At 41.3% G+C, this 26,380-nt stretch carries 18 protein-coding genes and 1 riboswitch; of the genes, 13 read left to right on the forward strand and 5 right to left on the reverse strand.

Annotated features, from left to right (window positions below; genetic code table 11):
- Positions 1 to 35 precede the first annotated feature (35 nt).
- The 3 genes from DXB54_RS02310 to metK all read left to right on the forward strand — a co-directional run bounded on the left by DXB54_RS02310 (position 36) and on the right by metK (position 3,217).
- Positions 36 to 827 (forward strand): nitrilase-related carbon-nitrogen hydrolase, encoded by a 792-nt coding sequence (locus DXB54_RS02310; protein ID WP_021938454.1) that lies wholly within the window; start codon positions 36 to 38, stop codon positions 825 to 827.
- A gap of 177 nt (positions 828 to 1,004) precedes the next feature.
- Positions 1,005 to 1,421, forward strand: a complete 417-nt coding sequence (locus DXB54_RS02315) for an HIT family protein (RefSeq protein ID WP_021938455.1) — start codon at positions 1,005 to 1,007, stop codon at positions 1,419 to 1,421.
- Between the two features lie 257 nt (positions 1,422 to 1,678).
- A riboswitch (SAM riboswitch) is annotated at positions 1,679 to 1,798 on the forward strand.
- A gap of 228 nt (positions 1,799 to 2,026) precedes the next feature.
- Positions 2,027 to 3,217, forward strand: a complete 1,191-nt coding sequence (metK, locus tag DXB54_RS02320) for a methionine adenosyltransferase (protein ID WP_118694112.1) — start codon at positions 2,027 to 2,029, stop codon at positions 3,215 to 3,217.
- Between the two features lie 135 nt (positions 3,218 to 3,352).
- Here the strand turns inward: metK and DXB54_RS02325 are convergent, their stop codons facing one another.
- The 4 genes from DXB54_RS02325 to pyrB form a co-directional block, all read right to left on the reverse strand.
- A complete protein-coding gene (locus DXB54_RS02325) occupies positions 3,353 to 5,530 on the reverse strand; it encodes a cadherin-like beta sandwich domain-containing protein (protein WP_158578161.1) in 2,178 nt (725 codons plus the stop codon).
- Between the two features lie 240 nt (positions 5,531 to 5,770).
- Positions 5,771 to 7,072, reverse strand: coding sequence for a UDP-N-acetylglucosamine 1-carboxyvinyltransferase (locus tag DXB54_RS02330; RefSeq protein WP_021938458.1), 1,302 nt, complete (start codon positions 7,070 to 7,072; stop codon positions 5,771 to 5,773).
- Between the two features lie 171 nt (positions 7,073 to 7,243).
- Positions 7,244 to 7,657: an aspartate carbamoyltransferase regulatory subunit gene (locus DXB54_RS02335; protein WP_118694114.1), complete on the reverse strand. Its 414-nt coding sequence runs from the start codon at positions 7,655 to 7,657 to the stop codon at positions 7,244 to 7,246.
- Positions 7,658 to 7,751: 94 nt separating this feature from the next.
- Positions 7,752 to 8,684: an aspartate carbamoyltransferase gene (gene pyrB / locus DXB54_RS02340; protein WP_118694115.1), complete on the reverse strand. Its 933-nt coding sequence runs from the start codon at positions 8,682 to 8,684 to the stop codon at positions 7,752 to 7,754.
- 222 nt (positions 8,685 to 8,906) lie between these two features.
- On the opposite strand from pyrB, the gene DXB54_RS02345 reads away from it, so the two are divergent.
- From DXB54_RS02345 to DXB54_RS02365, 5 genes are all read left to right on the forward strand, one after another.
- Positions 8,907 to 9,839, forward strand: coding sequence for an ornithine carbamoyltransferase (locus tag DXB54_RS02345; protein WP_021938461.1), 933 nt, complete (start codon positions 8,907 to 8,909; stop codon positions 9,837 to 9,839).
- A 285-nt stretch (positions 9,840 to 10,124) separates the two neighbouring features.
- Positions 10,125 to 10,712 carry a zinc ribbon domain-containing protein gene (locus tag DXB54_RS02350; protein WP_158578162.1) on the forward strand — a complete coding sequence of 196 codons (588 nt, stop codon included), beginning with the start codon at positions 10,125 to 10,127 and terminating at the stop codon, positions 10,710 to 10,712.
- Positions 10,705 to 10,956, forward strand: coding sequence for a hypothetical protein (locus DXB54_RS02355; protein ID WP_118694117.1), 252 nt, complete (start codon positions 10,705 to 10,707; stop codon positions 10,954 to 10,956). Before DXB54_RS02350 ends, DXB54_RS02355 begins: the two co-directional genes overlap by 8 nt.
- Positions 10,957 to 11,000: 44 nt before the next feature.
- The gene (locus tag DXB54_RS02360; protein WP_118694118.1) at positions 11,001 to 13,838 is read left to right on the forward strand and encodes a hypothetical protein; all 2,838 of its coding nucleotides are present in this window, start codon (positions 11,001 to 11,003) and stop codon (positions 13,836 to 13,838) included.
- 32 nt (positions 13,839 to 13,870) lie between these two features.
- On the forward strand, positions 13,871 to 16,288 hold the full coding sequence (locus DXB54_RS02365) for a hypothetical protein (protein ID WP_118694119.1): 2,418 nt from the start codon (positions 13,871 to 13,873) through the stop codon (positions 16,286 to 16,288).
- Between the two features lie 93 nt (positions 16,289 to 16,381).
- On the opposite strand, the gene DXB54_RS02370 is transcribed toward DXB54_RS02365, so the two are convergent.
- Positions 16,382 to 17,371, reverse strand: a complete 990-nt coding sequence (locus DXB54_RS02370; RefSeq protein WP_118694120.1) for a hypothetical protein — start codon at positions 17,369 to 17,371, stop codon at positions 16,382 to 16,384.
- Positions 17,372 to 17,835: 464 nt separating this feature from the next.
- On the opposite strand from DXB54_RS02370, the gene DXB54_RS02375 reads away from it, so the two are divergent.
- The 5 genes from DXB54_RS02375 to DXB54_RS02400 all read left to right on the forward strand — a co-directional run bounded on the left by DXB54_RS02375 (position 17,836) and on the right by DXB54_RS02400 (position 26,363).
- On the forward strand, positions 17,836 to 18,102 hold the full coding sequence (locus DXB54_RS02375) for a hypothetical protein (RefSeq protein WP_118694121.1): 267 nt from the start codon (positions 17,836 to 17,838) through the stop codon (positions 18,100 to 18,102).
- A gap of 640 nt (positions 18,103 to 18,742) precedes the next feature.
- Positions 18,743 to 19,519, forward strand: coding sequence for a sulfite exporter TauE/SafE family protein (locus DXB54_RS02385; protein ID WP_021938465.1), 777 nt, complete (start codon positions 18,743 to 18,745; stop codon positions 19,517 to 19,519).
- A gap of 128 nt (positions 19,520 to 19,647) precedes the next feature.
- Positions 19,648 to 21,243 (forward strand): hypothetical protein, encoded by a 1,596-nt coding sequence (locus tag DXB54_RS02390; protein ID WP_021938466.1) that lies wholly within the window; start codon positions 19,648 to 19,650, stop codon positions 21,241 to 21,243.
- Positions 21,233 to 21,949 carry a DUF6063 family protein gene (locus DXB54_RS02395; RefSeq protein ID WP_021938467.1) on the forward strand — a complete coding sequence of 239 codons (717 nt, stop codon included), beginning with the start codon at positions 21,233 to 21,235 and terminating at the stop codon, positions 21,947 to 21,949. The genes DXB54_RS02390 and DXB54_RS02395 overlap by 11 nt, the downstream gene beginning before the upstream one ends.
- Positions 21,942 to 26,363, forward strand: a complete 4,422-nt coding sequence (locus DXB54_RS02400; RefSeq protein WP_021938468.1) for a hypothetical protein — start codon at positions 21,942 to 21,944, stop codon at positions 26,361 to 26,363. Before DXB54_RS02395 ends, DXB54_RS02400 begins: the two co-directional genes overlap by 8 nt.
- Positions 26,364 to 26,380 lie beyond the last annotated feature (17 nt).

Consider the following 26,380-nt stretch of genomic DNA (forward strand, 5'->3'; position numbering starts at 1 on the left):
AATGGGCTGACGTTTAATTACAGGAGGAACAGGATATGCTTAAGGTGGGTGTCACACAGCTGGATATTGCGTGGACAGAGAAGGAAGAAAATAAGAGAAGGTGTGAGGAGCTAATAAAAGAGGCTCATGACCATGGGGTTAAGCTTCTGATATTTCCCGAGATGACGCTTACGGGATTTACCATGGAGCCTGAAAAATGGGCAGAGAACTATGCCGGGGGAAGGATTCCCGATACTGTTTCCTTTTTTATGAAGAAAAGCGTGGAATATAGAATGAGGATAGCCTTCGGATTTATAGAGGAGACAAAGCGTGGCTATGAGAATAAGCTTATCCTTGTAGATGGAGGAAATCTTGTCATGGAGTATTCTAAGATACATCCATTTTCATACAGTGGCGAGAATAAGTATTATGCTGCCGGTGAGCAGCTGTGCCATACAGACATAGAAGGTGTGGGCATAGGAGGATATATATGCTATGATCTGAGATTTCCTGAGATATTCTCAGCAGCCAGGGATGAGAATGAAGCCGTCATAGTGATTGCCAACTGGCCTGAGGAGCGTGTGAGCCAGTGGGAGACATTGCTTAGAGCCAGGGCTGTGGAGAACCAGTGCTATGTCATGGGTGTCAACAGGACAGGATATGGCGACGGTAAGAATTACGCCCCAAGCTCATATGTATTTGATTGTTATGGAAATGACGTATCAAAGCAGGTGAGTCCGGGACTCAAGATTGCAGATATTGATGTACGGCAGGTGAGAAGCTATAGAAAAAGTTTTCCACAGTCACGGGATCGAAAAAACAATCTGTATGTTAAAATGTATAAATAACAGGGTTAGCAAAACTGACGAATATTTTAAACATAGTCTTGAAAAAAGTGACCAAAACACAGAAAAATCCCCACTTTACAGGGAAAAACAGTGAAAATAGATGGCTTTTGCCCTAAAAACTTGTAAAATTTGGTTAATTAGGGTAAAATGTAGGAATAGATTAAGGAGGGCGCTTTTATGAGTAAGGAAGATTGTATTTTCTGCAAAATTGCAAATGGTGTTATACCTTCAGCTACTGTTTATGAGGATAGCATCTGCAGAGTAATTCTCGATATTAATCCGGCAAGTAAGGGTCATGCTTTAATAATACCGAAAGAACATTTTGATAATGTATATAGCATGGATGCAGACACTGCTTCAAAGATTTTCACTATTGCAACAGAGGTTGCAAAGGCACAGAAGGCAGAGCTTAATCCTGATGGTCTGAACATAATCCAGAACAATGGTGAAGCTGCCGGACAGACTGTATTTCACTTCCACATGCATCTTGTTCCGAGATATATAAATGATACAGTTAATGTTACATGGAAGCCGGGTGAGTCTGACAAGACTGAGCTTGAGGCATTATCTAAGGCATTAAGAAAGAGAATATAATTTATTATCGTGAATGGTCTGCATGATATGCAAGGCACAGACGATGGTAGGACAAGAGGGAGATCGATCTTGATACACAGCCAAAATCGGTCTCTCTTTTGTTATGGCAATGGGACAATAAATTAATTTCGCCTTTGCTATTGTAATGAAAAAATGCAACATGCCTGAATGAACTGCAGGAAAATTCTCATTATAAAAATAAATGCTTGACTTATGCAGATAAGTAGTATAGAGTATGCATGTAAAATAAATAGACGCTCTTATTCAGAATGGTGGAGTCATAAGGGACTGTGAAGCCATGGCAACCCCGTCGCTATTTGTACGGAAGGTGCCTTCCTGAGCGATCTGCACGGCAAGTGCATGTCGAACAATGAGAGGCTTGAATGATATTTCAATCCGCTCAGAGCGGATTTTTTTTATTATTGTAATGATGTCCGTGACATCGTTACGCTGCAGCAACCCTTGCCGTAGGAAGCACCAAGTGTCGAAGACACATTTAGAATGGTGCTGACGAAATGCCGCCGAATGTATATGAGGGGGCGATACCAAACAGGCAATTTCTAATGGTTGCTGCTTTACGTATTATAGTTTTTATGGAGGAAAAAATGGAAAAGAAATTATTTACTTCAGAGTCAGTTACAGAAGGACATCCTGACAAAATCTGCGATCAGATTTCAGACGCAGTGCTTGACGCACTTTTAGAGAAGGATCCAATGAGCCGTGTTGCCTGTGAGACATCTATTACAACAGGTCTGGTTCTGGTTATGGGAGAGATAACAACAAATGCTTATGTTGATATTCAGAAGATCGTTCGTGAGACAATCAGAGAGATTGGTTATGACAGAGCTAAATACGGCTTTGACTGCGATACATGTGGTGTTATCACAGCTATAGATGAGCAGTCATCAGATATTGCCATGGGTGTAAATAAGGCATTAGAAGCTAAGGAGCATATCATGAGCGAGGAGGATATCGAGGCCATAGGTGCAGGCGATCAGGGTATGATGTTCGGATTTGCCACAAATGAAACACCGGAGTACATGCCTTATCCAATAGCTCTTGCCCACAAGCTTGCAAGAAAGCTTACAGAGGTAAGAAAAAACGGAACACTTCCATACTTAAGACCGGATGGAAAGACACAGGTTACAGTAGAATATGATGAGAATGACAAGCCAAAGAGACTTGACGCAGTTGTTCTTTCAACCCAGCATGGTGAGGATGTAACTCAGGAGCAGATCCATGAGGATATCAAGAAGTATGTATTTGATACTGTACTTCCTGCAGAGCTTGTGGATGATGAGACTAAATTCTTCGTAAACCCAACGGGAAGATTCGTTATCGGCGGACCAAACGGAGACAGTGGTCTTACAGGCAGAAAGATAATCGTTGATACCTACGGTGGATATGCAAGACACGGCGGCGGAGCTTTCTCAGGAAAGGATTGCACCAAGGTTGACCGTTCAGCAGCATATGCGGCACGTTATGTTGCCAAGAACATCGTGGCAGCAGGTCTGGCAGATAAGTGTGAGATCCAGCTTTCATATGCCATAGGTGTAGCAAGACCTACATCAGTAAGAGTTGATACATTCGGCACAGGCAAGGTTTCTGATGACCGGCTTATAGAGATCATCAGAGAGAACTTTGATCTCCGTCCGGCAGGAATAATCAGAATGTTAGATCTTCGCAGACCTATCTACAAGCAGACTGCTGCATATGGTCACTTCGGAAGAACAGATATTGATCTTCCATGGGAGAAGTTAGATAAGGTTAATGTGCTTAAGGCATATCTTGCCTAGGGAAAATAAGAAAAAAGACAAATATAAAGCGGATCATAAAAGACTGGCTTTATGGAATGATCATTATTATATAATTAAATAAAAGTTGTGATCAAAAAATGAGCAGATGGTGATATGCCATCTGCTCATTTTGGATTACTGTACTTTGCCTTTTAATATTTTGTAGGTCTTACCACTTATTGTTACTTTTCCTGAGTATTTATTCTGCATCTTTCCGTCTTTCACATACCACTGTGCCCCATTGTATGTAACAAGTCCTGTGTAATTACTCATCATACGACCGCTTACGAAGTAATACCAGCCGTTGCTGCACTTTGTGAGACCATTTACACCGGTATCCATACGACCATTCTTAACATAGTAGTAAATGCCGGTATTGTGCTTTACCATGCCGGTGACGGTGTTCATAAGCTTACCGTTCTCCACATAATACCATGAACCGGAAGTGTGTTTTACAAGTCCTGTAAATGTTGAGTGAAGTCTGCCATCCTTCAGATAGAACCAGGATCCGGTGTAGTGCTTATATAGACCTGTAAAGTTGGTGTTCTGCTTGCCATTCTTAAGTAATACCCAGGCACCGGTGTAGGTTCTGTAGAAGCCGTTTACACTGGTATCTACCTTACCGTTCTTGTAATAGTACCACAGTTCATTTTCTAGGAAGAAGCCTGTTTCAGTGCCCCTGCCTCTGGTGACTGTTATTGTATATACTCTGGTGGCTCCGCTCTGGGCATATACCGTGATCGGAACCTTGTTCACTCCCATGTCCAGATTGACTATTCCGCTTCCCGCAATCCTTGCGTATTTATTCACAGGTGTTCCCACGATTGAAATGCAATCCTTTGAAGCACCAACGGTGAGAGAGTAGTCTGTAGTTGTGCTGCATTTAAATGCAGGTGAAAGTGAAAATCCTGCAATAGTAAGGTTCTTTAAGTAATTGTTAGGATTCCCTTTAGCAGGTGGAAGTACCGCCGGCTCCTGAGGAAGATTATTGTATATAGGTATCTTAAATATATGCTGGCTGTTCAACAGTCCACATTCCCTGTATGCCTGATACATTCTGTAGGACTCAGAAGGACACACCTGGACATTTGACATGTACTGGTGCCAGTATCTGTTTGATGAATTACATACATTGAACTTCTGGGTATATATGGTATCCTGATTCTGTAATATGTAATCATTTCCCAGGAAAAGAGCACCGCCAAGGATTGCCTTGTAAGGGCTGTTCCATGGTCTGCCGTAGCTTCCTGATGATGAAGCATACTTTAAGGCATTAAGTATAATGCTTGAATCTGAACCACCATAGGCACCTATATTATAGAAGTTATATATTCCCGGATAGGAAGGGTGAGTTCCGTTTACCAACTGGCTGTTAGGTGTGCCGCCAACCTCCAGCTTTATTCTTGAAGCTATGTGATATGCACTTACGCCTGAGTGCTGTGCCGCAAGATAGATGGCACGGGCATATGTATAGCTTGCATTTGCAGGCTTGCCGTTTGCCAGGAATGAACCGCTTAATACAGCTCTCACTCCGGCTTCTGTCTGGGTTGATGAGTATTTAAGTGATTCGAATGAGAAGATGCTCTCCTCATCGAAATATGTTCTTGGATCCATGTAATACATTACAAGCTCATCCGACGCAGCGTAGAAGGTTGAACCGTGAAAATGCTGCCATGTATCGGTGAGATAATCATAACCTACATTGGTGGAACGCCAGTTGTAATGTGGGTTTGATGAAGTGTCGTAGAACACACTTACAACATTAGATGGAGTGTTGACCTCATGGGATACGGCGTCGTCCCAGTCAACACCTGTCTGCACCGCTTGGAATATCCAGTTTGGGTGTTGTGCGTGGAGAGTACGGAGCTTTGGCTTATAAGTTTCCGGGAAGCCCTGCTCGTCCATGTATACTTCGAATTCCGCTGCTGAAAGTCCTGTGGCCTCGGCAACCTCTGCTGAATCATCCTTGTATGTGGCAATGCCCTCATCAATGGTATCAACAGGCTTAGCTTCTTCGGTGCTTTCTTCGGTTGTAGCTTCAGATGTTTCCTCTGATGTTTCCTCGGATGAATCATACTGTGTATCTTCGGTGGTTATCTCAGTGGTTTCTTCAGTGGTTATATCCTCAGAAGTAACTTCTGTGGATTCCTCGGAGACATCCTCACTGATCTCTTCGGTGGTGTCTGCGTAATTTCCCTCGGCGGAGGCAGTGTTGGTGTTAAGAGTAACACCTGCAAATAAAGACGCAATCAAACTTCCGGCAACTAACATTCCGGTTATTCTCCTGCCCGCTTTATTGTAAAGCCTTCTCATAATAAACATCCTTTCTTTAATTAGGTTTTGTCATGGGTATTTTAACACAATTGTAATAGATTTGACAAACATTTTTTCTGAATTGTCTAAATATTTCTAAAATGTACAAAAAATTATGTGAATTCTGTCGATTTAAATAATTTATAATGACATTTTGTGGGATAAATGATGTGATATGGGATGAATTTATGTGGCAGTGGGCAAATGTAAAAAGGAATTGATAAGAAAAGACCGGCTGTTCTAGCCGATCTTTAACTTGAATTTCTGTATGTCTTTTTCTGTTTCTACCTTTTCAATGTGTGCCCCAAGTGCCTGGAGCTTCTCCTCGAATTTCTCGTATCCTCTCTGGATATACTTGATATCGGAGATTGTTGAGTAATCGTCTGCAACAAGTGCTGCAATAACAAGTGCGGCACCGGCTCTCAGATCGGGAGCAGCAATAGCAGCACCTGCAAATGTTTCAACGCCGTCTATTATTGCTGTATTACCCTCAACACGTATCTTGGCTCCCATACGGGAAAGCTCAGCAACGTATTTGAATCTGTTCTCGAAGATGCTCTCCGTAACAATACTTGTTCCCTTTGAGAGAGCAAGTGTAACAGAGATCTGTGGCTGCATATCCGTTGGGAATCCAGGATATGGAAGAGTCTTAACATTTGTTGACTTAAGACGCTTGTCACACATAACTCTTACTGAATCGTCATATTCGATAACCCTTGCGCCGATCTCGAGGAGCTTTGATGTGATAGCCTCAAGATGTTTTGGGATTACGTTCTTAATAAGGATATTACCCTTGGTGGCTGCGGCAGCCATCATAAATGTTCCTGCCTCGATCTGGTCAGGAATGATGGAGTAGGTTGTTCCGTGAAGCTCTCTTACACCACGGATCCTGATAACGTCTGTACCTGCACCCTTTATATTCGCACCCATGGAATTCAAGAAGTTGGCAACATCAACGATGTGTGGCTCCTTAGCTGCATTCTCAATAGTGGTCTTGCCCTCTGCCAGGACAGCGGCCATCATAACATTGATGGTGGCACCTACTGAGGTTACATCCATGTATATGTGATTTCCGATAAGTTCATCTGCGTGGGTGGATATCATTCCGTTTAAGATATCTACCTTTGCTCCAAGTGCCTCAAATCCCTTTATATGTAGGTCAATGGGTCTTGCACCTATATCACAGCCACCTGGTAAGGCTACCTGTGAATGTTTGTATTTGCCTAATAATGCACCAAGCAGATAATATGACGCGCGGATCTTACGGATAAATTCATCATCCACGCATAAATCTGAGTTTGGCCTTATGGTGCCGCCGCAGATTATTACCGTATGCTCATCCTCATATCTGACTCTGGCTCCGATACCCTCTATAGCCTGAAGAAGAACTCTGGTGTCTCTGACATTCGGCACATTTTCTATTTTTACTTCCTGGTCGGTCATTACAGCGGCAGCAAGGATACCCAATGCGGCATTCTTGGCACCGGCAATAACTACCTCTCCCTCAAGAGGTATACCGCCCTTGATTACATACTGCTCCATATCGCACCTCAAATATATTTGTTGTCTATAACCAGACCGCAACTTAATAGATTATAGCATAAATACCATAAAAGTAAATATTTTTTTAACAGGCTTGTAATAATCTCGGCAGTTTCTTAAATTTTTCACAAATATTTTTTGCTATTTTTTTATAATATTTTTGGTTGCATTTTACTTGGAAGCATCACAGTAAATACATCTGTAAATTCTATTCTCGCGGTCTGTGAGCTTGAAAATGTGTGTGATGCCCTGTTCTGTTGATGTAATACATCTTGGATTGGTACATTTCTTGATCCCTACAAGCTTCTCGGGAAGCTCGATCTTCTTTTTCTCAACAAGCTTTCCGTCCTTGATGATATTTACAGAGACATCAGGGTCAATGTAGCCCAGAACATCCAGGTTGATGTTGATATCCTGATCGATCTTCACAATGTCCTTTCTGCCCATCTTCTGGCTCTTTACGTTCTTTATGATAGCCACTGAGCAGTTCAGCTTATCAAGATGAAGATCCTGATATATCTGAAGTGACTTGCCTGCTTTGATGTGGTCTAATACAATGCCGTTCTGTATGCTGTCTATGTTCATAATGTTTCCTCCTAAATTCGAACATCAGCTCATTAAATATTTGTCTTTGATAATAGGCTGACGATACATGTCAAGTTTTCATATAAAACCTGCTTTAACGGTCTTCCTCCGGTACAAGCCCAAGCAGAGTCATGATCAGTGCCATTCTTACGTATTTGCCATTTAATGCCTGACGGAAATAACATGCTCTTGGGTCGTCATCTACTTCTACGGCAATCTCGTTTACTCGTGGAAGCGGATGGAGTATGGACATGGCCGGACGGGCAAGGGCAAGCTTGGAGTTGTCAAGGATGTAGGTATCCTTCAGACGTATATAGTCGGCCTCGTTGAAAAATCTTTCCTTCTGGACTCTTGTCATGTAGAGTACGTCAAGTTCGCCCATGACTTCATCCATGGTATAAACTTCCTTATATGGTATATTATTCCTGTCGAGGACTTCTGTTCGTATATAATCAGGAATTTTTAACTCATCCGGTGATATAAGTATGAATTTTATGCCTTCGTATCTTGACATTGCCTTTATAAGGGAATGTACAGTACGTCCAAACATAAGATCACCGCATAAGCCTATGGTGAGATTATCAAGACGTCCTTTTTCTCTCTTGATCGTAAGAAGATCTGCGAGAGTCTGGGTAGGATGGCTGTGTCCGCCGTCTCCCGCATTGATGATCGGCACATCAGATTTCATTGAGGCAAGCATTGGTGCACCTTCCTTTGGATGTCTCATGGCGATGATATCTGCGTAGCAGCTTACTATCTTTACTGTATCGCCAACGCTCTCGCCTTTGGTGGCTGATGATGAAGCGGCAGAAGAAAAACCAAGTATGCTGCCACCAAGCTCCAACATTGCTGCTTCAAAGCTGAGTCTTGTCCGGGTACTTGGTTCAAAGAATAATGTGGCAAGCTTCTTCCTCTTGCACACCTCACTATATTTGTCAGGATCATCGATTATCTTCTGAGCAAGGGTAAGAATACCATCGATTTCCGCTACGCTCAGGTCCTGTGGATCAATCAAATTTTTTGTCATAATTTCCTCACCTTCCGGTATGGTTTTATCACACCTGTTTAATGCAATTTTGCTTCTGTAATTATATTATTTTCATATGGCAAATTCAATAGGCAATGTCCTTATAATTACAATAAAAAAGCGTTTACAATAGAAAGTTATAGAGTTATAATTATCCTTTAATTGTTTGTGTAGAAAAGACAAAAACATATAATAAAAGAATGAGAAAAGAGGAATACGATTATGAAAAACATGCTTAATTTCAAGAATTTTACAGCAGAAGAGCTTATGGACATTCTCAATCTTGCCCTTGACATGAAGAAGAATCCTGAGAAGTACAGTGAGTCCTTAAAGGGAAAGAAGCTGTACACACTTTTTGAGAAGACTTCAACCAGAACATTCCTTTCATTTACAACAGGTATCACAGAGCTCGGCGGCACATATTACAACCAGCTTTGGAAGGATTCGAATTTCGTTTTGGGTGAGCCTGTATCAGAGATTAAGTATGTATGCAGAAATGTAGATATAATCATGGCACGTCTTGTGAAGAATGAGACAGTTGAATTATTTGGAGATAATGTTACAGTTCCATTTATCAATGGCTGTGATAATTCATATCATCCATGCCAGATCCTTGCAGACGCTCTTACTATCCTTGAGAAGTTCGGCACTCTCGATGTGAATCTCATGTATATCGGTGCAAAGAACAACGTATTCAATTCACATGTTGAGTTCTTCTCAAAGATGAAGCAGGGTAAGTTATATGGTCTTACACCACTTGTAAATGACACTGCCTGCGACGAGAAGTTCTACGAGGACGCCAAGGCTACCGGATACTATGTGGAGCTTGATCCTGCCATGACTATGGAAGCTGCCAAGGAATATGCAGATAAGATGGATATTCTCTATACAGATACATGGGTTGACATGGAGTTCTTCAATAATCCTGCTTACAAGGAGAAGAAGGAAGCAACTATGGCGAAGATGATGCCATACCAGATCAACAGCGAATTCACAAAGGATTCAAAGGCTATCGTATTCCATGACATGCCAATGCATGTTGGCTTCGAGATCTCTCAGGATGTTATCGACAAGAACCTTGAGCACATCCTTGATCAGGCCGAGAACAGAAGACATGTTGAGAAGGCTGTAATGTACACACTTCTTATGAAATAGAGATATAATGAAGTAAGATATGTAAAATATGAAGCAAATGATATATTTAGGACAACAGATATATTATAAGCAATCAAATTAGGTAATTAAATTCTGGAGCACTTAACTTTAAAAAGAGGGGCTGCCTTTCGGGCAGCCCCTCTTTTGTCGTTATGTAATATGTCTATGGCAACATTTCATTGCCGTCTATTAAAAGGAAAAAACTGTCAAAAGGTATACCTTTTGACAGTAAATGTACATGAAATACATCAGTACAATACGATTTTCAATGAGAGGAGAGACGTTATGGAAAAGGTAGTATGTGAATCATGTGGAAGGGAGATCCCCGAAAAGGCTAAGATATGTCCCTATTGTCATCAAAAAAATGTTGCCAGAACAGGAGGTGCGAAATCAGTATTAAAAAAGATATGGGATGCAGTTGTAATGTTAGTGGGACTTGCGATCATAATTTGTGGGGTGAGCCATTATATAAAGGTCAGTCGTACAAATGAAGGTAAAGGTGCAGATGACCCGGTGGTTATTGCAAAGACATACATGATAGCACTGGACGAAAGAGATGCGGGTTTAGTATCTAATTATCTTGATGACAGGGCAGGTAACAGTAAAATAATTGATGGATTAAACCAGGGAATCCAAGAGTTTGAAGATAATGATGTAAAGCCTTTAAATCTTTCCGGAATGAAATATGAAGTGTCGGAAGAATATGAGAAAAACGGATACACCAATATAACTGTGATTGTTGATTTTGCTGAAACGGGTTTGTTTGGTGGTAATACGATATTTGGAAAAGGCGGGTACTATACACTGTTTATGCATAAAGCAAAAACACCAGATGGATACAAATGGTTCTTGGGAGGAGTAGAAAATGAATAACGAAAAAAAATTATGCAGAAAATGCAAAATGGAAATTGATAAGAATGCGAAGAGATGCCCATACTGCAATACTAAACCACATTCTAAGGTGGCTATTATCATTTTGATAATACTTATATTTTTCACAGTGATATATCCGATTTATGAATGGTGGTACTACAAGTACTATGTTGTAGAGAAACTTAGAAGAGATTATTCCATGAATATTCCAAGTATAGTCTACCAGATTGACGAAGCAGTGTAGATAGTTTGGTATTTAGATCTAGATCAAAGGGGAGGATAAATAAAATGACAAAAAGAAGTATTGCTGTAACACTGGCACTGTCTCTTGGAATGAGTCTTTTGACACCGGCTGTTCCGGCAAGTGCCCAGACAGACCATAGGACAGGTGTTACAGAGACCACAACAGAGATTAACACACCTGATAACGAAGAAAATGTGGACACCGGGGAAAACGTCGGTAACGGAGAAAATGTAGACACAGAAGAAGCGGTCAGTACCGAAGAAACTGCCGATACTGAAGAATCCACAGAGGTTAAACAGGAAACAGGTACCGAGGAAAGCGGAGACACAGTCCAGCCGGAGGAAGAAGCAGGTACAGAAGAAAGCACAGATACTGCAGATAACGATACTGACATTCAGGCAGTAAAAAAGGTGGCATTAAATTCTACCAATTTCCCTGACGCCAATTTCAGATCATATCTTTACTATACTTTTGATTCAGACCGTGACAACTATATTGATGCCAATGAAGTTGAGGAGCTTAGGATATACGACCAGGAAATCTCAACCCTTAAGGAAATTGAATTTTTTTCAAATCTGGAGATGTTGGCCTGCGGAAGAAATAAGATCAAGAGTGTGGATCTAAGTAAAAACACCAATTTAAAACAGCTTTACATATTCGATAATCAGTTGACCTCACTTAATGTGAGTAAAAACACTAAGCTGTGGCTCATTAATTGCAAAAACAATCAGCTCACAAAGCTTGATGTAAGCAGTAACACCCAGCTTATGACATTGTATTGTGATGGAAATAAACTGACAAGTCTTAATGTCAGCAAGAATTCAAAGCTGGAGCATTTGTACTGCAGCTACAATTATCTTACATCTTTAGATGTCAGCAACAACAAACTTGTGAGTTTTAATTGCTCCTACAATTATCTGCAGAATGAGGATTTCTCATATGTTGACACAACAGATATGAGTGAGTTCACTATATCTCCTCAGCGGGAAGCTGTGGAGTTAAATGAAGAGAACTTCTCTGATGAGATATTCAGGAAATATCTTACAGATACATTTGACAAGGACAAGGACGGAAAGATAAGCAGCGTGGACGTAACAACCATAGATGTACATTTAAAGAACATCACATCCCTTAAGGGAATTGAATTGTTCCCTGATCTGAAAGAGCTTCGCTGTGGCAGCAATGAGATCGAAGAGCTGGATGTAAGTAAGAACCTCAAGTTAGAGGTGCTCATGTGTGGTGCCAATTATCTGGAGTCACTTAATCTGAGAAACAATAAAAAATTGTGGTGCGTTGACTGCTGCTACAACTATCTGGGAAAGGAAAACTTCTCATATCTTGATATAGCAAGCTTCACCAATGATCATCAGAAGATGCCTCGTGGAAAGGTTCAGTTCACAGAGAAGAATTTCCCTGATGAAACCTTCAGGAATTATCTTACAGATACATTTGACAAGGATAAGGACGGACAGGCAGCCATAGCAAAGATCGAATATGTATATGTGAACGACATGGGAATAACTTCCCTCAAGGGCGTTGAACTTTTATGGGAGCTGCATGGACTTTATTGTGACGGAAATGATCTCCAGGATCTGAATATAAGTAAGAATACCAATCTGGAGTACCTTGAGTGCAGCAATAACAAGCTTACAAGTCTTAACCTGGCAAATAACAAGAAGCTTATCACCTTAAGATGCAGCGACAATGAGCTCACCGGTCTTGATCTGAGTAACAATACGTTACTGCAGACCCTGTATTGTATGCATAACAATCTCACAAGTCTTAGCCTGGCAAATAACAAAGACCTTGCAGATCTTAGCTGTAACGATTGCGGACTTACAAGCCTTGACGTAAGGGTAAATACAAAATTAAAGAGTCTCTATTGCGGTGAGAATGAATTCGCAAAGATCGATATAAGCAAGAATACTTTGCTTGAGGAACTGGATGTAGACAACAACAGCCTGACAAGCCTCGATCTAAGTAAGAATGTGAAACTGAAGACAGTCTTCTGTTATGGAAATCAGCTTCAGACTCTTGATGTAACAAAGGCGGTTAAGCTACAGAACCTTTTCTGTGGATACAATAAGATAACAAGTCTTGATCTGCGAAAGAATACGGAGCTTGTGGAGCTTGGCTGTTCTATTAACAGGCTTGAGAGCCTTAACCTCAGATATAATAAGAAGCTTAAGAAACTGGATTGCAGCCATAACTATCTGATACATGAGGACTTCTCATACCTTGATCCTGACAGCATGACAGAGTACAACACGGAGGGACAGCAGGAGGCAGGAGAATTTGTTATAGGTGATGATGGTACCTGGTATTTCTACAGATATCACGAGCCGGCTTCAACTGCCAACACACTGTATAAGTATGAAGGAGAATGGTACTACATCAAGGATGGCAAGGTTGATTTCTCCGCAACAACATTATTTAAGTACAGTAATTCCTGGTACTACATACATAACGGCAAGGTTGACTTTAAGGCGAGAACCCTGTGCAAATATAATGGCATATATTACTTCGTGCAAAACGGAAAAATGGATAAATCAGAGACCTTATGTAAGTACGGCAACAGCTGGTACTACGTGAAGGATGGCAAGATAAACAAATCCAGAACCCTGTGCAAATACAACAACACATATTACTTTGTACAGAACGGCAAGATGGACACAACATCCATAACCCTCTGCAAGTATGGCAGCAGTTGGTACTACATAAAGAACGGAAGAATAGATAAGTCAAGAACCCTCTGCAAATATAACGGAAAATGGTATTACGTCAATAACGGCAGAGCAGATTTTAAATACACAGGAAATGTAACCTACAATGGTTCTGTATATTACGTGAAAAATGGAGTTATGCAGAAGAAGGTTAGATAAATATTTTTTATGGGTAGAAGGAGGAGACACAAATGAAAAAGAGAAATGTTGCAGTTGCTTTATCAGTAGCATTGGCACTTACAGGTGCTGCACCGGCTGTATCGGTAAAGGCTGAGGAGCAGCAGGAAGGTATAGCCGTGGTGGCTGAGGATACCACAGAAGCAGCTACTGAAGCGGAAGTGGCTACTGAGGAAGAAGCTGCCGAGACAGAAGTGACTACAGAGACTACAGAGGATGATACATCTACAGAGGCAATTCCGGGGGCTACAGCGGTTGCTGAATATGCTGCTGATGGCGATGAAACTGATGTACAGGAAGAGAACATGGTGGAGATAAATGAAACCAATTTCCCTGATGAAGTGTTCAGAAATTATCTGACCACCACATTTGATACAGATGGAGACGGCATGATCGATGTTACCCAGGTGAAAAGGATCGATACATCCGTGTATTATCCATACACAGATCCAAAGGTTGCTTCATTTAAGGGAATAGAGTTGTTCACTGAACTGACAGCACTTATGTGTTCCAACAATGACGTTACAAGTATAGATTTAAGCAAGAATACAAAATTAATGAATTTAATGGTCACCGGAAATAAACTTACAGAACTTGATGTCAGTGCGAATACCGGTCTGTTTTCGTTGTATTGTGGAGATAACGAGATCTCAAGTCTTGACGTCAGTGGCTTAACCAGGCTGATAAATCTTGAGTGCCAGGGAAATAATTTAAAGTCGCTGAAACTTAAGAACAATACAGCCCTTAAGGCCTTGGACTGTTCATACAACTTCCTTGCAGACGAGGATTTCTCATATCTTGACGCTTCTGCCATGCGTAAGTTCGTTACTTCACCACAGAAGATACAGGTGGCATTAGATGAAACAAACATTCCTGACGCCAATTTCAGAAAATATCTTTCAGATAATTTTGATGCTGATAAGGATGGTTTCATATTAAACAACGATGTGGAAGAGCTTTATGTTGAGGGTTATGATATCAGATCCTTAAAGGGTATTGAATTCTTCACGGAACTCACAACTCTTTCATGTGCCAATAATCTCCTTACAGAATTGGATGTGAGCAAAAATACAAAGCTGATGAATCTTTATTGCAACAATAACATGCTCACAGAGCTGGATCTCAAAAATAATAAAGAGCTGTCAATACTTAGCTGCTACAATAACTATCTGAAGGATGTGGATTTCTCATATCTCGATCTTGAATTGGAGTACTGTACACTGACACCACAGTATAGTGCCGAGTCCCTGATCACATTAAACCAGGAGAACTTCCCGGATGAGACATTCAGAAAGTATCTGGCAAATAGCTTCGACACCAATAATACAGGAAAGATTATGGTAGATGATGTCACGAAATTAAGTGTGGATAACCTTGGCATAAAGTCACTTAAGGGTGTTGAACTGCTCACAAATGTAACATATCTCTCATGTGATGGAAATGGACTTACAGATCTTGATGTGAGCAAGAACACAGCACTTACGATTTTAAGCTGTGCCGACAATAAGTTAGAGAAGCTTGACCTGGCAAATAACACAAAGCTCCAGCGTCTGTATTGCTACAGCAATTCCTTAAGCCAGCTTGATGTCACAGGTCTTACTGATCTTGTGGCTCTTAGCTGTGCATTTAACAAGCTTACAGCTCTCGATGTCAGCAAGAATGTCAAGCTTACAGAGCTTATATGTTTTAACAATAAGATAGCAACTCTCGATGTGGGCAGCAATACTGAGCTTTCACACCTTAACTGCAACAGCAACAGACTCGAGAAGCTTGATCTCAGTGCAAATAAAAAGCTTAATAACCTTGACTGCTCCGATAATTACATGGTAGATGAGGATTTCTCTTACCTTGATAAGGACAACATGGAGGAATGTGATACAGAGAACCAGCACAATGTGGAAGATATCCTTATAGATGATGATGGCACCTGGTATTACACAAAGTACGGGGAAGCAGACGAGACAGCTAACAAGCTTTTTAAATATGAGAATAACTGGTATCTGATAAAGGATGGCAAGGTGGACTTCACAGCCAACACATTGTATAAGTACGGCAACACCTGGTATTACATCAAAGACGGTAAGATAGATTTCTCAGCAACCACCCTCGTGAAGTATAACGGCGGCTGGTATTACATCAAGAACGGAAGATTTTATTCTACAGCAACTACTCTTGTGAAGTATAACGGCACCTGGTACTACGTGAACAACGGCAGACTTGATAAGAAGTCAGTAACCCTCTGCAAATACGGCAGCAGCTGGTACTACATCAAGGACGGCAAGATCAACAAGAGCACAACCCTCTGCAAATACGGTACAAAGTGGTACTTCGTGAAGAACGGCAAGATGGATAGGACATACACCGGCTATGTTAATTACAATGGTTCAAAGTACTATGTAGTTAAGGGCGTAATGCAGAAGAAGGTAAAATAAAACAAGATAATACCTTAGTGGACTGAAACAACAAGAGGAGACTTAATAAGGGGAGCATATGTATTGCCATGTGCTCCCCCTTTTATCTGCTTATTATTTATTCCCTTTGATTTCATCAATGTATTCCTGAGCCTCATCCTGGGTCAGTTCACATTCATCGGCTATCTGGGCAAGAGATTTTCCCTTTTGAAGCTTTTTTGATATAAGTGATAGCAAGGTTTTTTTGGTGCCTTGTTCCACGCCTTCTTTCATGCCTTGTTTCATGCCTTCTTTAATTCCTTGCTCAACACCCTGTTGTATAAGTCGGTCGCTTAATGCTACATAATCTTCGTCACCCATCTCAGTCACCTTCTCTCTGATAAGATCATCACTGTTTAACAAATTGTCTTCTATATTGTGTAATGATGTAATTAGCAGTTCAACTTCGTTTGCATTAAGTATACCATTCTTATGAAGATTATCCAATTCCTTTTTTGCTTCAAGCCGGAAGCTGTACAGGCTTTCCGCAAGCTTTAACTTGGTCTTCTCTGTATAGTGTCTGGCTCTTAACATCCGGCTGTATAATTGCACTTGCTGGAAAGGTATCAGCAAATACATTTTCTTTCTTGAAAGCTCAGATACAGTTTCGCTGGCGGATATACATGGGAGTTCATAGGTGACAATTTTACCATTTGGAAGGTGAAGCTTGACAGTTATCTTATCCTTTTTGTTTGCTCCTGCCAGAAATACAACGGCCTGCAAAGGCATAACAATCTCAATTTCATATCTGCCATCGGAGACTTTGGTGATATCTCCATTTTGTCGCAGACCACGGATAGTTTCTTTCATGCCATACTCTACCATTCGGATGGCCATATTTCCTTCGAGTAGTTGGTACTCAATATGGTATCGGCACGCTTCAATTTCAAGAAGCATATCCATATAGGTCGTATTTTTATTAGACTCAATGTTTTGCTCCTTGTCAAGGAATATTATTTCTGCGTTCTCTGCATGATGTTTGGAAAAGACAGAATTGATCATCAGTATTAGCAGTCTTGGGCAGGACTCACATACCCTTTTTATTTCTTTATCGTAGAAAGCCAAATTTTACTCCTTTAATAGATTTTAGATTGCAATTCATTATGATAATTATCGTATTTCCACATTATATTATCATTTATAAAATGTCAAAGATTTAGATGATTTAATTATAAAAGTCATGACTATCTTTTTTATTGAGAAAATAGTTATTTTGTTAAAGTGGGGGAGAAATGGCGTTTTTGAACCAGTTTATAGTCTTTTTAATTGGAAAATAATAGATTTTAATATGCAAATCCCTATTTTTTATAATGACTTTTTGCCTTGCAAATTTATGTATATACAATTTGTATAATGCAGGATAATGAAAAATGTCGTATTTAAAGGCAGGAAGCTTCTTCGCCCTAAAGGTGATTATACGAATTGTATAAAAAGATCCCGAATACACAACTGCCCTAAAGAATGACCCACAAAAGGAATTGGACAATCCCCATAAGAATGATATACTTAATGCAAAGGAAGTTGAACTGTTGGTTACATCATTGCACAACATAGAAGATAATTTGTTAAACAGTGATGATCTTATCAGAGAGAAGGTGACTGAGATGGGTGACGAAGATTATGTAGCATTAAGCGACAGGCTTATACAGCAGGGTGTGGATAATACACTTATAATGCTAGTGACAAAGAAAATTCAAAAAGGTAAGACTGTATCTCAGATTGCAGATGAGTGTGAGATAACAGAGGCTGAGGTGGAAAGATACATGAAGCAGATAAACAATGCTAGTATTAATTAAAATATCTTGCCTTGTAATAAAATATAATAAACAAAATGTAGATGGCATATATAATTTGCAGATTTCATGTGAGGTGATTATCTGCAACTTATATATGCTTTTTTATTCATCCATGGTATACTATGCTTGGTTAGAGCAGGCTAACCTTATGGGCATATATGATCTTGATAACATTCCATTAATGGAAGCCATTTGTAGGTCGTATATGCCCTTTTCTGATTAATATCTTTGACCCTTTCTTCTCCTGAATACAAATGCAAATATCAGACCGGCTATCAATACTGCAACGCAGATTGAAAGGGTGATATATGTACTTGCAGGTACAGAAGAGTCGGATGTTGAACCGGGATTCATACCCGGCTGGTTGCCCTTTGCCCGGATGGCAACATTTTTGTAAACATTGAAGAATTATTTAAAGTACTTGAGCCTATTATACAGTTGCCTGTGAAATAGGCAAATATTTTAATAATTATTTGACCGCAGCTTATGGCAGAAGCTTTTGGATCTGTTCTGATCGTACCACGGTCCCGATGTTTTATAAAAATTTAATTTAATGCAAGTTTACATTATGACATTATCGTATTAAACTCGTAGGTGAGCCGGGCAAGGCTACATGAGGTAATAACAGGAGAGAAACAACATGACAATACTTTGGACTATATTAATAACATTTTTTGCAGGTATGGGAGCAGGTCTTGGAACCGGTTTTGCCGGCATGAGTGCGGCGGCAGTCATCAGTCCCATACTTATAACATTTCTTGGAATAGACCCGTATATAGCAGTTGGAATAGCACTTTCATCGGATGTGCTTGCCAGTGCCGTATCGGCTTATACATATGGTAAGAATAAGAACCTTGATGTGAAGAACGGGCTTATCATGATGGTGAGTGTACTTGTATTTACTGTGGTGGGAAGCTATGTGTCAAGTCTTATACCATCAACCACAATGGGGAACTTTTCGGTATTTATGACATTGCTGCTTGGAATAAAATTCATCATTAAACCTGTAATGACCACAAAGGAAGCTATGAATGAAGTCCCGGCAGGAAAGAGGGTGGTACAGTCGATCATCTGTGGTATCCTGATCGGATTTATCTGCGGTTTTGTGGGTGCCGGCGGCGGAATGATGATGCTTCTTATTCTTACATCAGTTCTTGGTTATGAATTAAAGACCGCAGTAGGAACCAGTGTATTTATAATGACATTCACAGCATTTACCGGAGCTGTGTCTCATTTTGCCATAGGTGGTCTTCCGGACGTAACCACCTGGGTGCTCTGCATTGTGTTTACACTTATCTGGGCAAGGATCGCAGCAGTATTTGCAAATAAAGCAACGCCAAAGGTTTTAAACCAGGTAACAGGAATAATACTCGTCTTATTGGGTGCAGTGGTAATGCTGTTCTCATGGCTTTCTTAATTTGATAATTCCCCACATAATTATTTGCCATAACTCCTTATAGAGTGTATACTGATACTGGATTTTAGGGCTTCCAGGAACTCTTGTTATGAGAGCTTCCGGGGGCAGGTAAGGAGCACAAAAGAAGCATGGCGCAGAAATACGTGATGATAAATGACATAATAAAGGAACACAATGCCAGGATGTACAATCTGAGAAAGTATTATCCTTTTTTTGTGCTGTCTGAAACTACATTTGCCCAGTATAAAGAGGGACGATATGCAGGACTCGACATGGGATATATAACCATGGGAGTGCTGCGTTTTCTCATTCAGGAAAACAGTATGAATGAGAGGGAAGTTACCTATGATGAGTACGAAGAATTTATGGGGCAGCTCTTAGACAGGGATTTTGACGTGGAGATAAAGACCGAGGACAGAAAAGAGCTGATCGCATATATATTTGACAAGATAAGGAACGACGGAAAAGCATTTGAATTTAACTTCTATGACCCTTCTATCAAGAAGAGCAAGGTGGGGCGTGTGAAACTGGTGGACGGACATATAAGGGACGGACAGGTACGATACTTCATCACCGCAGAGGGCATAGAATTTTATCTGGATACCAAGGAGATAAAGGAAGAAAGCAAGATAAATGTGGAGCAGCTTCTTCTTGAGAAGATGATAACCGGCGAGAATTTCAAAGGTGGTATCGAGGTTGTCAAGAGGATAAATAACGAGGTGAACCGCCTGGTCCGTGAGAAGGACGAGATAGTGGATATGTTCAGTTATGATGTATTTAAGGCGGCGGAGCGATACGAGAAATATATGAAGACCGTAGGCAACTGGTTCATGGAGGAGCAGAAGATGTTCGCCAGAAATAAGGCACTGGTGGATAAGGCTGTGGCAAGAGCAGGCTACGACAAGGCATACGGCAGTGGAAATAAAACCTTTAAGGAGATCAGTGAACTGGAGCTTCTGCTTAAGAAGACTATCTTAAAGCACGGAAGCCTTATTAATTCCACAATGGAGCTGCAGGAGATATCGGACAACATAATCCACAGGGCGAAGCTTAAGAAGCTTAAGGCGTCATTTGACTTCCAGGCAAGACTTATGGATATCATAAGGGAGGACAGACCGGATAAGATGTTCACCGTGCTGTCACCGTTATTTGCACCGAAGAATGAGAAGTGGTTCTCATTTGCGTCCATAGACAATATCCTCACGCTGAAATCCGATGATAACGCAAGGATGGTCAAGGTGAAGCAGGAGGAGACAGACAGCAGCTTCAGGTATGAGGACGAGCTTCTTGATGACAGGATCAGCAGAAACTTCGGAAGGCTGTTCTTCGAGCTGGCAGATCAGCTCATCAAATGGGACAGACTAACCCTTAAGGAATTTAACGGAATACTGGAGATCAGATTTGGCAAGGAGATCTACGGGAACAAGGATTACTATTCCTTCCTTACCCATCTGGTGCAGAAGAAGCATTACGATATAGATGACATGCTTAAGAAGCAGGAGACCATGCTTGAGGGCGTGGTGGTGGAGGCTCTTACAGGCAAGACTCCCGGCATGGGAAGCGAGACTGACGGTGCGTATGCTCCGAAGCTGTCCATGGAGAGATTTAAAGGACTTGTGTTTGATATAGAGTGCGATCCGGCACAGGAGATTGCCATTGGCGAGGATATGTACGTTACGAATATGATATTTGTGAGAAAAGGTGACAGCAAACATGGAAAGTAAGAATTTGGATAAGGCTCTGCTTATATATTCCAAGCTTATATCGGGCGATGAGGTAAGCAAGAGAGACAGTGAAAATGGTCAGTTATATGAGGAATATTACAGCAATGCAGAAGTTTACGACATTGTTGGTTCTATATTTAAGAAGCTTAATCTGTGCCTTTACGAGTATAACGACAGCCTGTATGTAACCGCAGGCGAGGGTAACAGGGTATTCGGATATACAAATGATGACGTGAAGAGGATACTTGGCTTAAGGCTCAACAAGGAGCTGTACCTGTGCTACTTTATAATGTATATGATGCTCATATATTTCTACAGGGACTCTGAGAGCTATCAGTTCAGGGATTATATAAAGCCCGAGAAGGTCATAGAGGAGACAGACAGGTTTCTGTCAGGAATAACAGGAGAACTGGCGGTATTTGCCAGGGAGGACATTGAACAGGAGAGCTTCAAGGCAATAGGACTGCTGTGGGACAGTCTCCCAATAACCACAAGTGGAGGCGAAGGGGAGAAAGCCAAGGCTTCCAGGGCGTCAAAATCAGGTTATGTGAAACTTACATTCAATTTTATGGTGTCTCAGGGATTATTTGTGGAGAATGATGACAGATATTACCCTACAGACAGATTTAAAGCACTGTCAGAAAATTATTTTGAAGATTACAGAGGCAGACTGTACCAGCTTCTCGGAGGAAATGAAAATGCCTAGTATAAACAGGATAAGGGTAAATAACGTAAAATATAACTTTGGTACACAGCAGTATGATGATTTCACCATGCGTATGTACGGCAGGAATACTCTCTACGATCTGGCAAATGGCGGCGGCAAGAGTATCCTTATGCTGCTTTTGCTGCAAAATCTCATACCAAACTGTACCCTTGATGACAAGCAGCCTATAGAGAAGCTGTTCCGTGCAGGCTGTGGCAATACAGTCATACACTCACTTATTGAGTGGAAACTGGATGAGGCAGATATAGAAAACGGATACCGCTACATGACCACCGGATTCTGTGCCAGAAAGGCAAAGGACGAGGACGGCAGCAATAAGGACGGAGGCAGTGCCACAGAAAAGGATACTGCGGCTATTGAATATTTCAACTACTGTATATTCTACAGGGAATACAATAGAAATGATATCGTGAACCTTCCCCTGTCAAAGGACAATGAGAAGATCACTTTCAGCGGTCTTAAGAATTACCTTAAGGATCTGGCAAGAAAGGATCTGAGTCTGGATATCCATGTGTTTGAGCGAAAGGGAGAGTACCAGAGATTTATAAGTCAGTATGGACTCCATGAAAGCCACTGGGAGATCATCAGAGGTATAAATAAAACCGAAGGACATGTCCGTACATATTTCGAGACCAATTACAGGACCACCAGAAAGGTGGTGGAGGATCTCTTAATAGAAGAGATAATCGAGAAGGCTTTTCTTACCAAGACAGGCAGGAACGGTGAGGAAGACGACATGGCACAGACCCTTCTTGATATAAAGGAGAAGCTTAACCAGCTTGCAAGGAAGAAGAGGGACATTGCAAATTACGATCATCAGATAGAGCTTATAAATGTGCTTCAGGACAGGGTAAATTCCTGTATGGATCTCTATGATGAGTACGACAGCATAACAAAAAGCCTGGCAGATATATATGTGACAGGAAAAGAATTTACCAGTCAGGACTCGGATCATGCAGAGGAACTCTTGGCGAAGAAGCAGGACAGCTATGAGAAGAAGGAGGCACAGAAGCTCCGCCTTGATAACCTTAAGGTTACAAAGCAATACCTTGAGGCGGACCAGTTGAAGCAGTATCTTGAGAGACTTGAGGCAGAGATTTCTGTAAATGAAGAGAAGCTTAAGGAAGCGAGACATTTCATCGCCCTTAAGGAAAGCATAAATGAGTATGTGGGCTATGTTAAGGACAGAAGCCTCTTAAAGGAGAATGAAAAGCTCCTTGAAAATATCATGAACAGCTCAGATGTGGATATCCACAAAATGAAGCAGTACGCATGGAACAAGAAGCAGAACAATGATTTCCGGCTGGCAGAGTTAAACAGCCTTAAGGTGGACAATGAGAGAACTCTCGTCATAAAGAAGGAAGAGCAGGCTGAGGCTGAGAAGCTCTTAAGAGAGGGACAGATCGCCAAGGCGGTTGCCGACAGCAATATCATTGATGTAAAGCAGCGTATAGAAGGACTTAACGATAAGATAAATGAATTGACTGCCTCTGTGGATGTGGTGGTTGTAGGTGATGCTTCTGCCATGTATGAGGCAAGCGAGAAGAAGCGTAAGAATACAGAAGAGAAGCTCACTGCATTACAGATAGACAGCAATTCCTTACGGGAAGAGATGTACGAGGACAAGTACAACCTTTCCGTTAAGAACGGCGAGCTTCCTGCACTTGAGAAGAAATATGAATCTGCAAATGAAAAGGCTGCCCTTTACGGACAGGTTCAGCAGAAGTTCAAGAATATCATAGGTATCTACGGAGCTTCTGAGCCGTCTCTTATAGAGGACATCATATCCGCAAGGATAAAGGGTGCCTATGAAGAGATAGTTAAGAAGAGGACTGAGGTGGAGGAGCTTAAGAGACAAGAGAAGCTTCTTGGGACAGGACAGATATTCGGCCCTATGAAGGGTGCCGAGGCGGTCATCAACTACATTGAGACAAGACATGGCACCATGGCAGTATTCGGGGCAAATTATCTGGCTGCCCTTGATCCTGACAGACGAAAAAGCCTTCTTAATACCAATCCGGCATTGCCATACGGAGTGATCGTGAAGGATTTTGCCGCCATTAAGGATGATATCAACCTTCCTGATATAGATACAGGAAGCCAGTATGTCATGATCTACGATATGAATAGTCTGGCAGAGCCTGCACTTTACCTGGGAAATAATGCAGTAGCAGTAACCCGCAGTGCAGAATATTTCGCCGACGAGGAAGTATTGAACAAGCTTAAGAAGGATGCGCATGAAGCACTTGCCTCAGCAGAGGATGAGCTTTCTATTATAAATGACAGCTTAAGCACATATGACGAGGATCTTACATTTGTAAGAAGTATCGTAAATAATGATCTGGTGACTGCAGATGAGGAGTTAAAGGCAGCAGAGAAAGAGCTTGCAGACGCAAAGGACGAGATAAAGGGACTTTATGACGCCATAACAGAGCTTACCATCCGCATAGACCGTAGCAATAAGGAAATGGATAGTCTGACTTCGGAGCTTGCGGAGCTTACAACATCAACAGATATCTTAAAACAGATATTTGACCTTTCAGAGGAGCTCAAGAAGGAAATTGTAAGACTTAACGAGCTTAATGTGTATGAGAGTACACTGTCCGTAAAGATTGAGGAGTTAAAGGGAAATGAGCTTAAGGCTGCCATGACTGTAGGTGATCTCCAGGCAAGGGCTGAGAAGTACACTAAGGATATCGGTGAGATAAATGAGAAATGGGAGCAGTACTACGCTGCCTACTATGACGATATGCCGGGGGTAAGCTACGACAGGATAATCTTAAGCGATGAAGAGATAGACGCCGAATTTATGGCTATGTATAAGGCACACTCCTACAGCAAGCCTGATATAGAGGATAAGAAGAAGCTGATAAATGCCCTTAAGAGCTCCATGGAGAGGACCATGAGGACCATAGAAAAGAGGGGTATAACAGAGGAGGAGATCCTTTCCTCAGGCGACATAGTTGTAACTGATGAAGAGACCCTTGAAACCATAAATAAAGAGATAGCCAGACTTACTCATATATCTTCGGAGCTTACTAGAAAGCATAACGAGACCTCAAAGGAGATCAATAAGCTTGAGGGAAGTACCAATTATGCCCTTGAGAATATCATCAGAGAGTATGGTGCCGGCAGCTATGTGAAGGAGGACATAACCCTCACGGAGGCAAAGACTGCCATTGAAAATGGTGATCAGACTCTTGGGGAGCTTGAACGTCAGTACAAAGAATGTGTCAGGGAATACGAAAGCTATGTTAAGGAACAGGGCTATATGACAGACCTCTTCAAGGATGTTAAGCGTATTGTTGATACAAATGATATTGATGTGGCAGCAGGTAAGATACTCTATGACGACAAGGAGAAGCTCAGGGATGCATTTGAGGGCAGCCTGTTTAAATTCGACAGGAGCCGGAAGAACCTTGACCGTGCAAAGAATGATCTGATGAGGTATAAGGGGCAGACGGCGGAAGCCTTAAGTGCCATGGGTGTATTTGAAATGGCTGCAACTATAAGAAATGATGTGAACATACCTGACAACTATTATGATGCCAGGGCACTTCTTGACAATCTTTCCCAGATAATAGAGTTTATAAGGCTTGAAAAGGGAAGAGTGGCAAAGGGTATAGAGGACATGGAGACCATAAAGGAGAACTTTGAAAATCAGTGTATCCAGCGTTGCATGGATGTTAAGACTGAGCTTGAGAAGCTTCCTAAGCTTTCAAAGATCAACATGGGAAATGAGGTCATTAAGATGGTTGATCTGTCCATACCTTACGTTAAGGATGAATTTGTGAAGCAGAGGATGTCAGAGTACATAGATAATCTTGTTAAGAGTGCGGATACCTATGAGGATGAGCGTAAGCGAGTTAAGTTCATCAAAGAAAGTCTTGGTCTTAAGAGATTGTTCGGAGTGATGGTCACAGATATGAACGCCATTAAGCTTAAGCTCTACAAGAGAGAGCGAATAAAAGAGCAGAGCCGGTATCTGAGATATGAGGAGGCTGTAGGAAGTACAGGTCAGTCCCAGGGTATCTACATCCAGTTCCTTGTGGCAATAATAAACTATATTGCCGGAATGTATTCATTCCGGGCAGAGGATACAGTGACCACCAAGACAATATTCATAGATAACCCATTTGGTGCGGCAAAGGATATCTATATCTGGGAGCCTATATTTGCAATGTTATCTGCAAATCACGTCCAGCTTATAGTTCCTGCCAGGGGTGCAACTCCAGCCATAACAGGAAGATTTGACGTTAATTACGTTCTTGGACAGCAGATGGTGGGCGGTAAGCAGCAGACTGTGGTTATTGATTACAACAGCAAGACTGATGGCGAAGAGCTGGAGTACCATGAGCTCAGCTACGAGCAGGCAACCTTTGATTTTATTTAAAAAAAGTGAAAGGAAAT

This window comes from Coprococcus sp. OM04-5BH (assembly GCF_003482105.1).
In the GTDB taxonomy this organism is placed as follows: Bacteria; Bacillota; Clostridia; order Lachnospirales; family Lachnospiraceae; genus Coprococcus.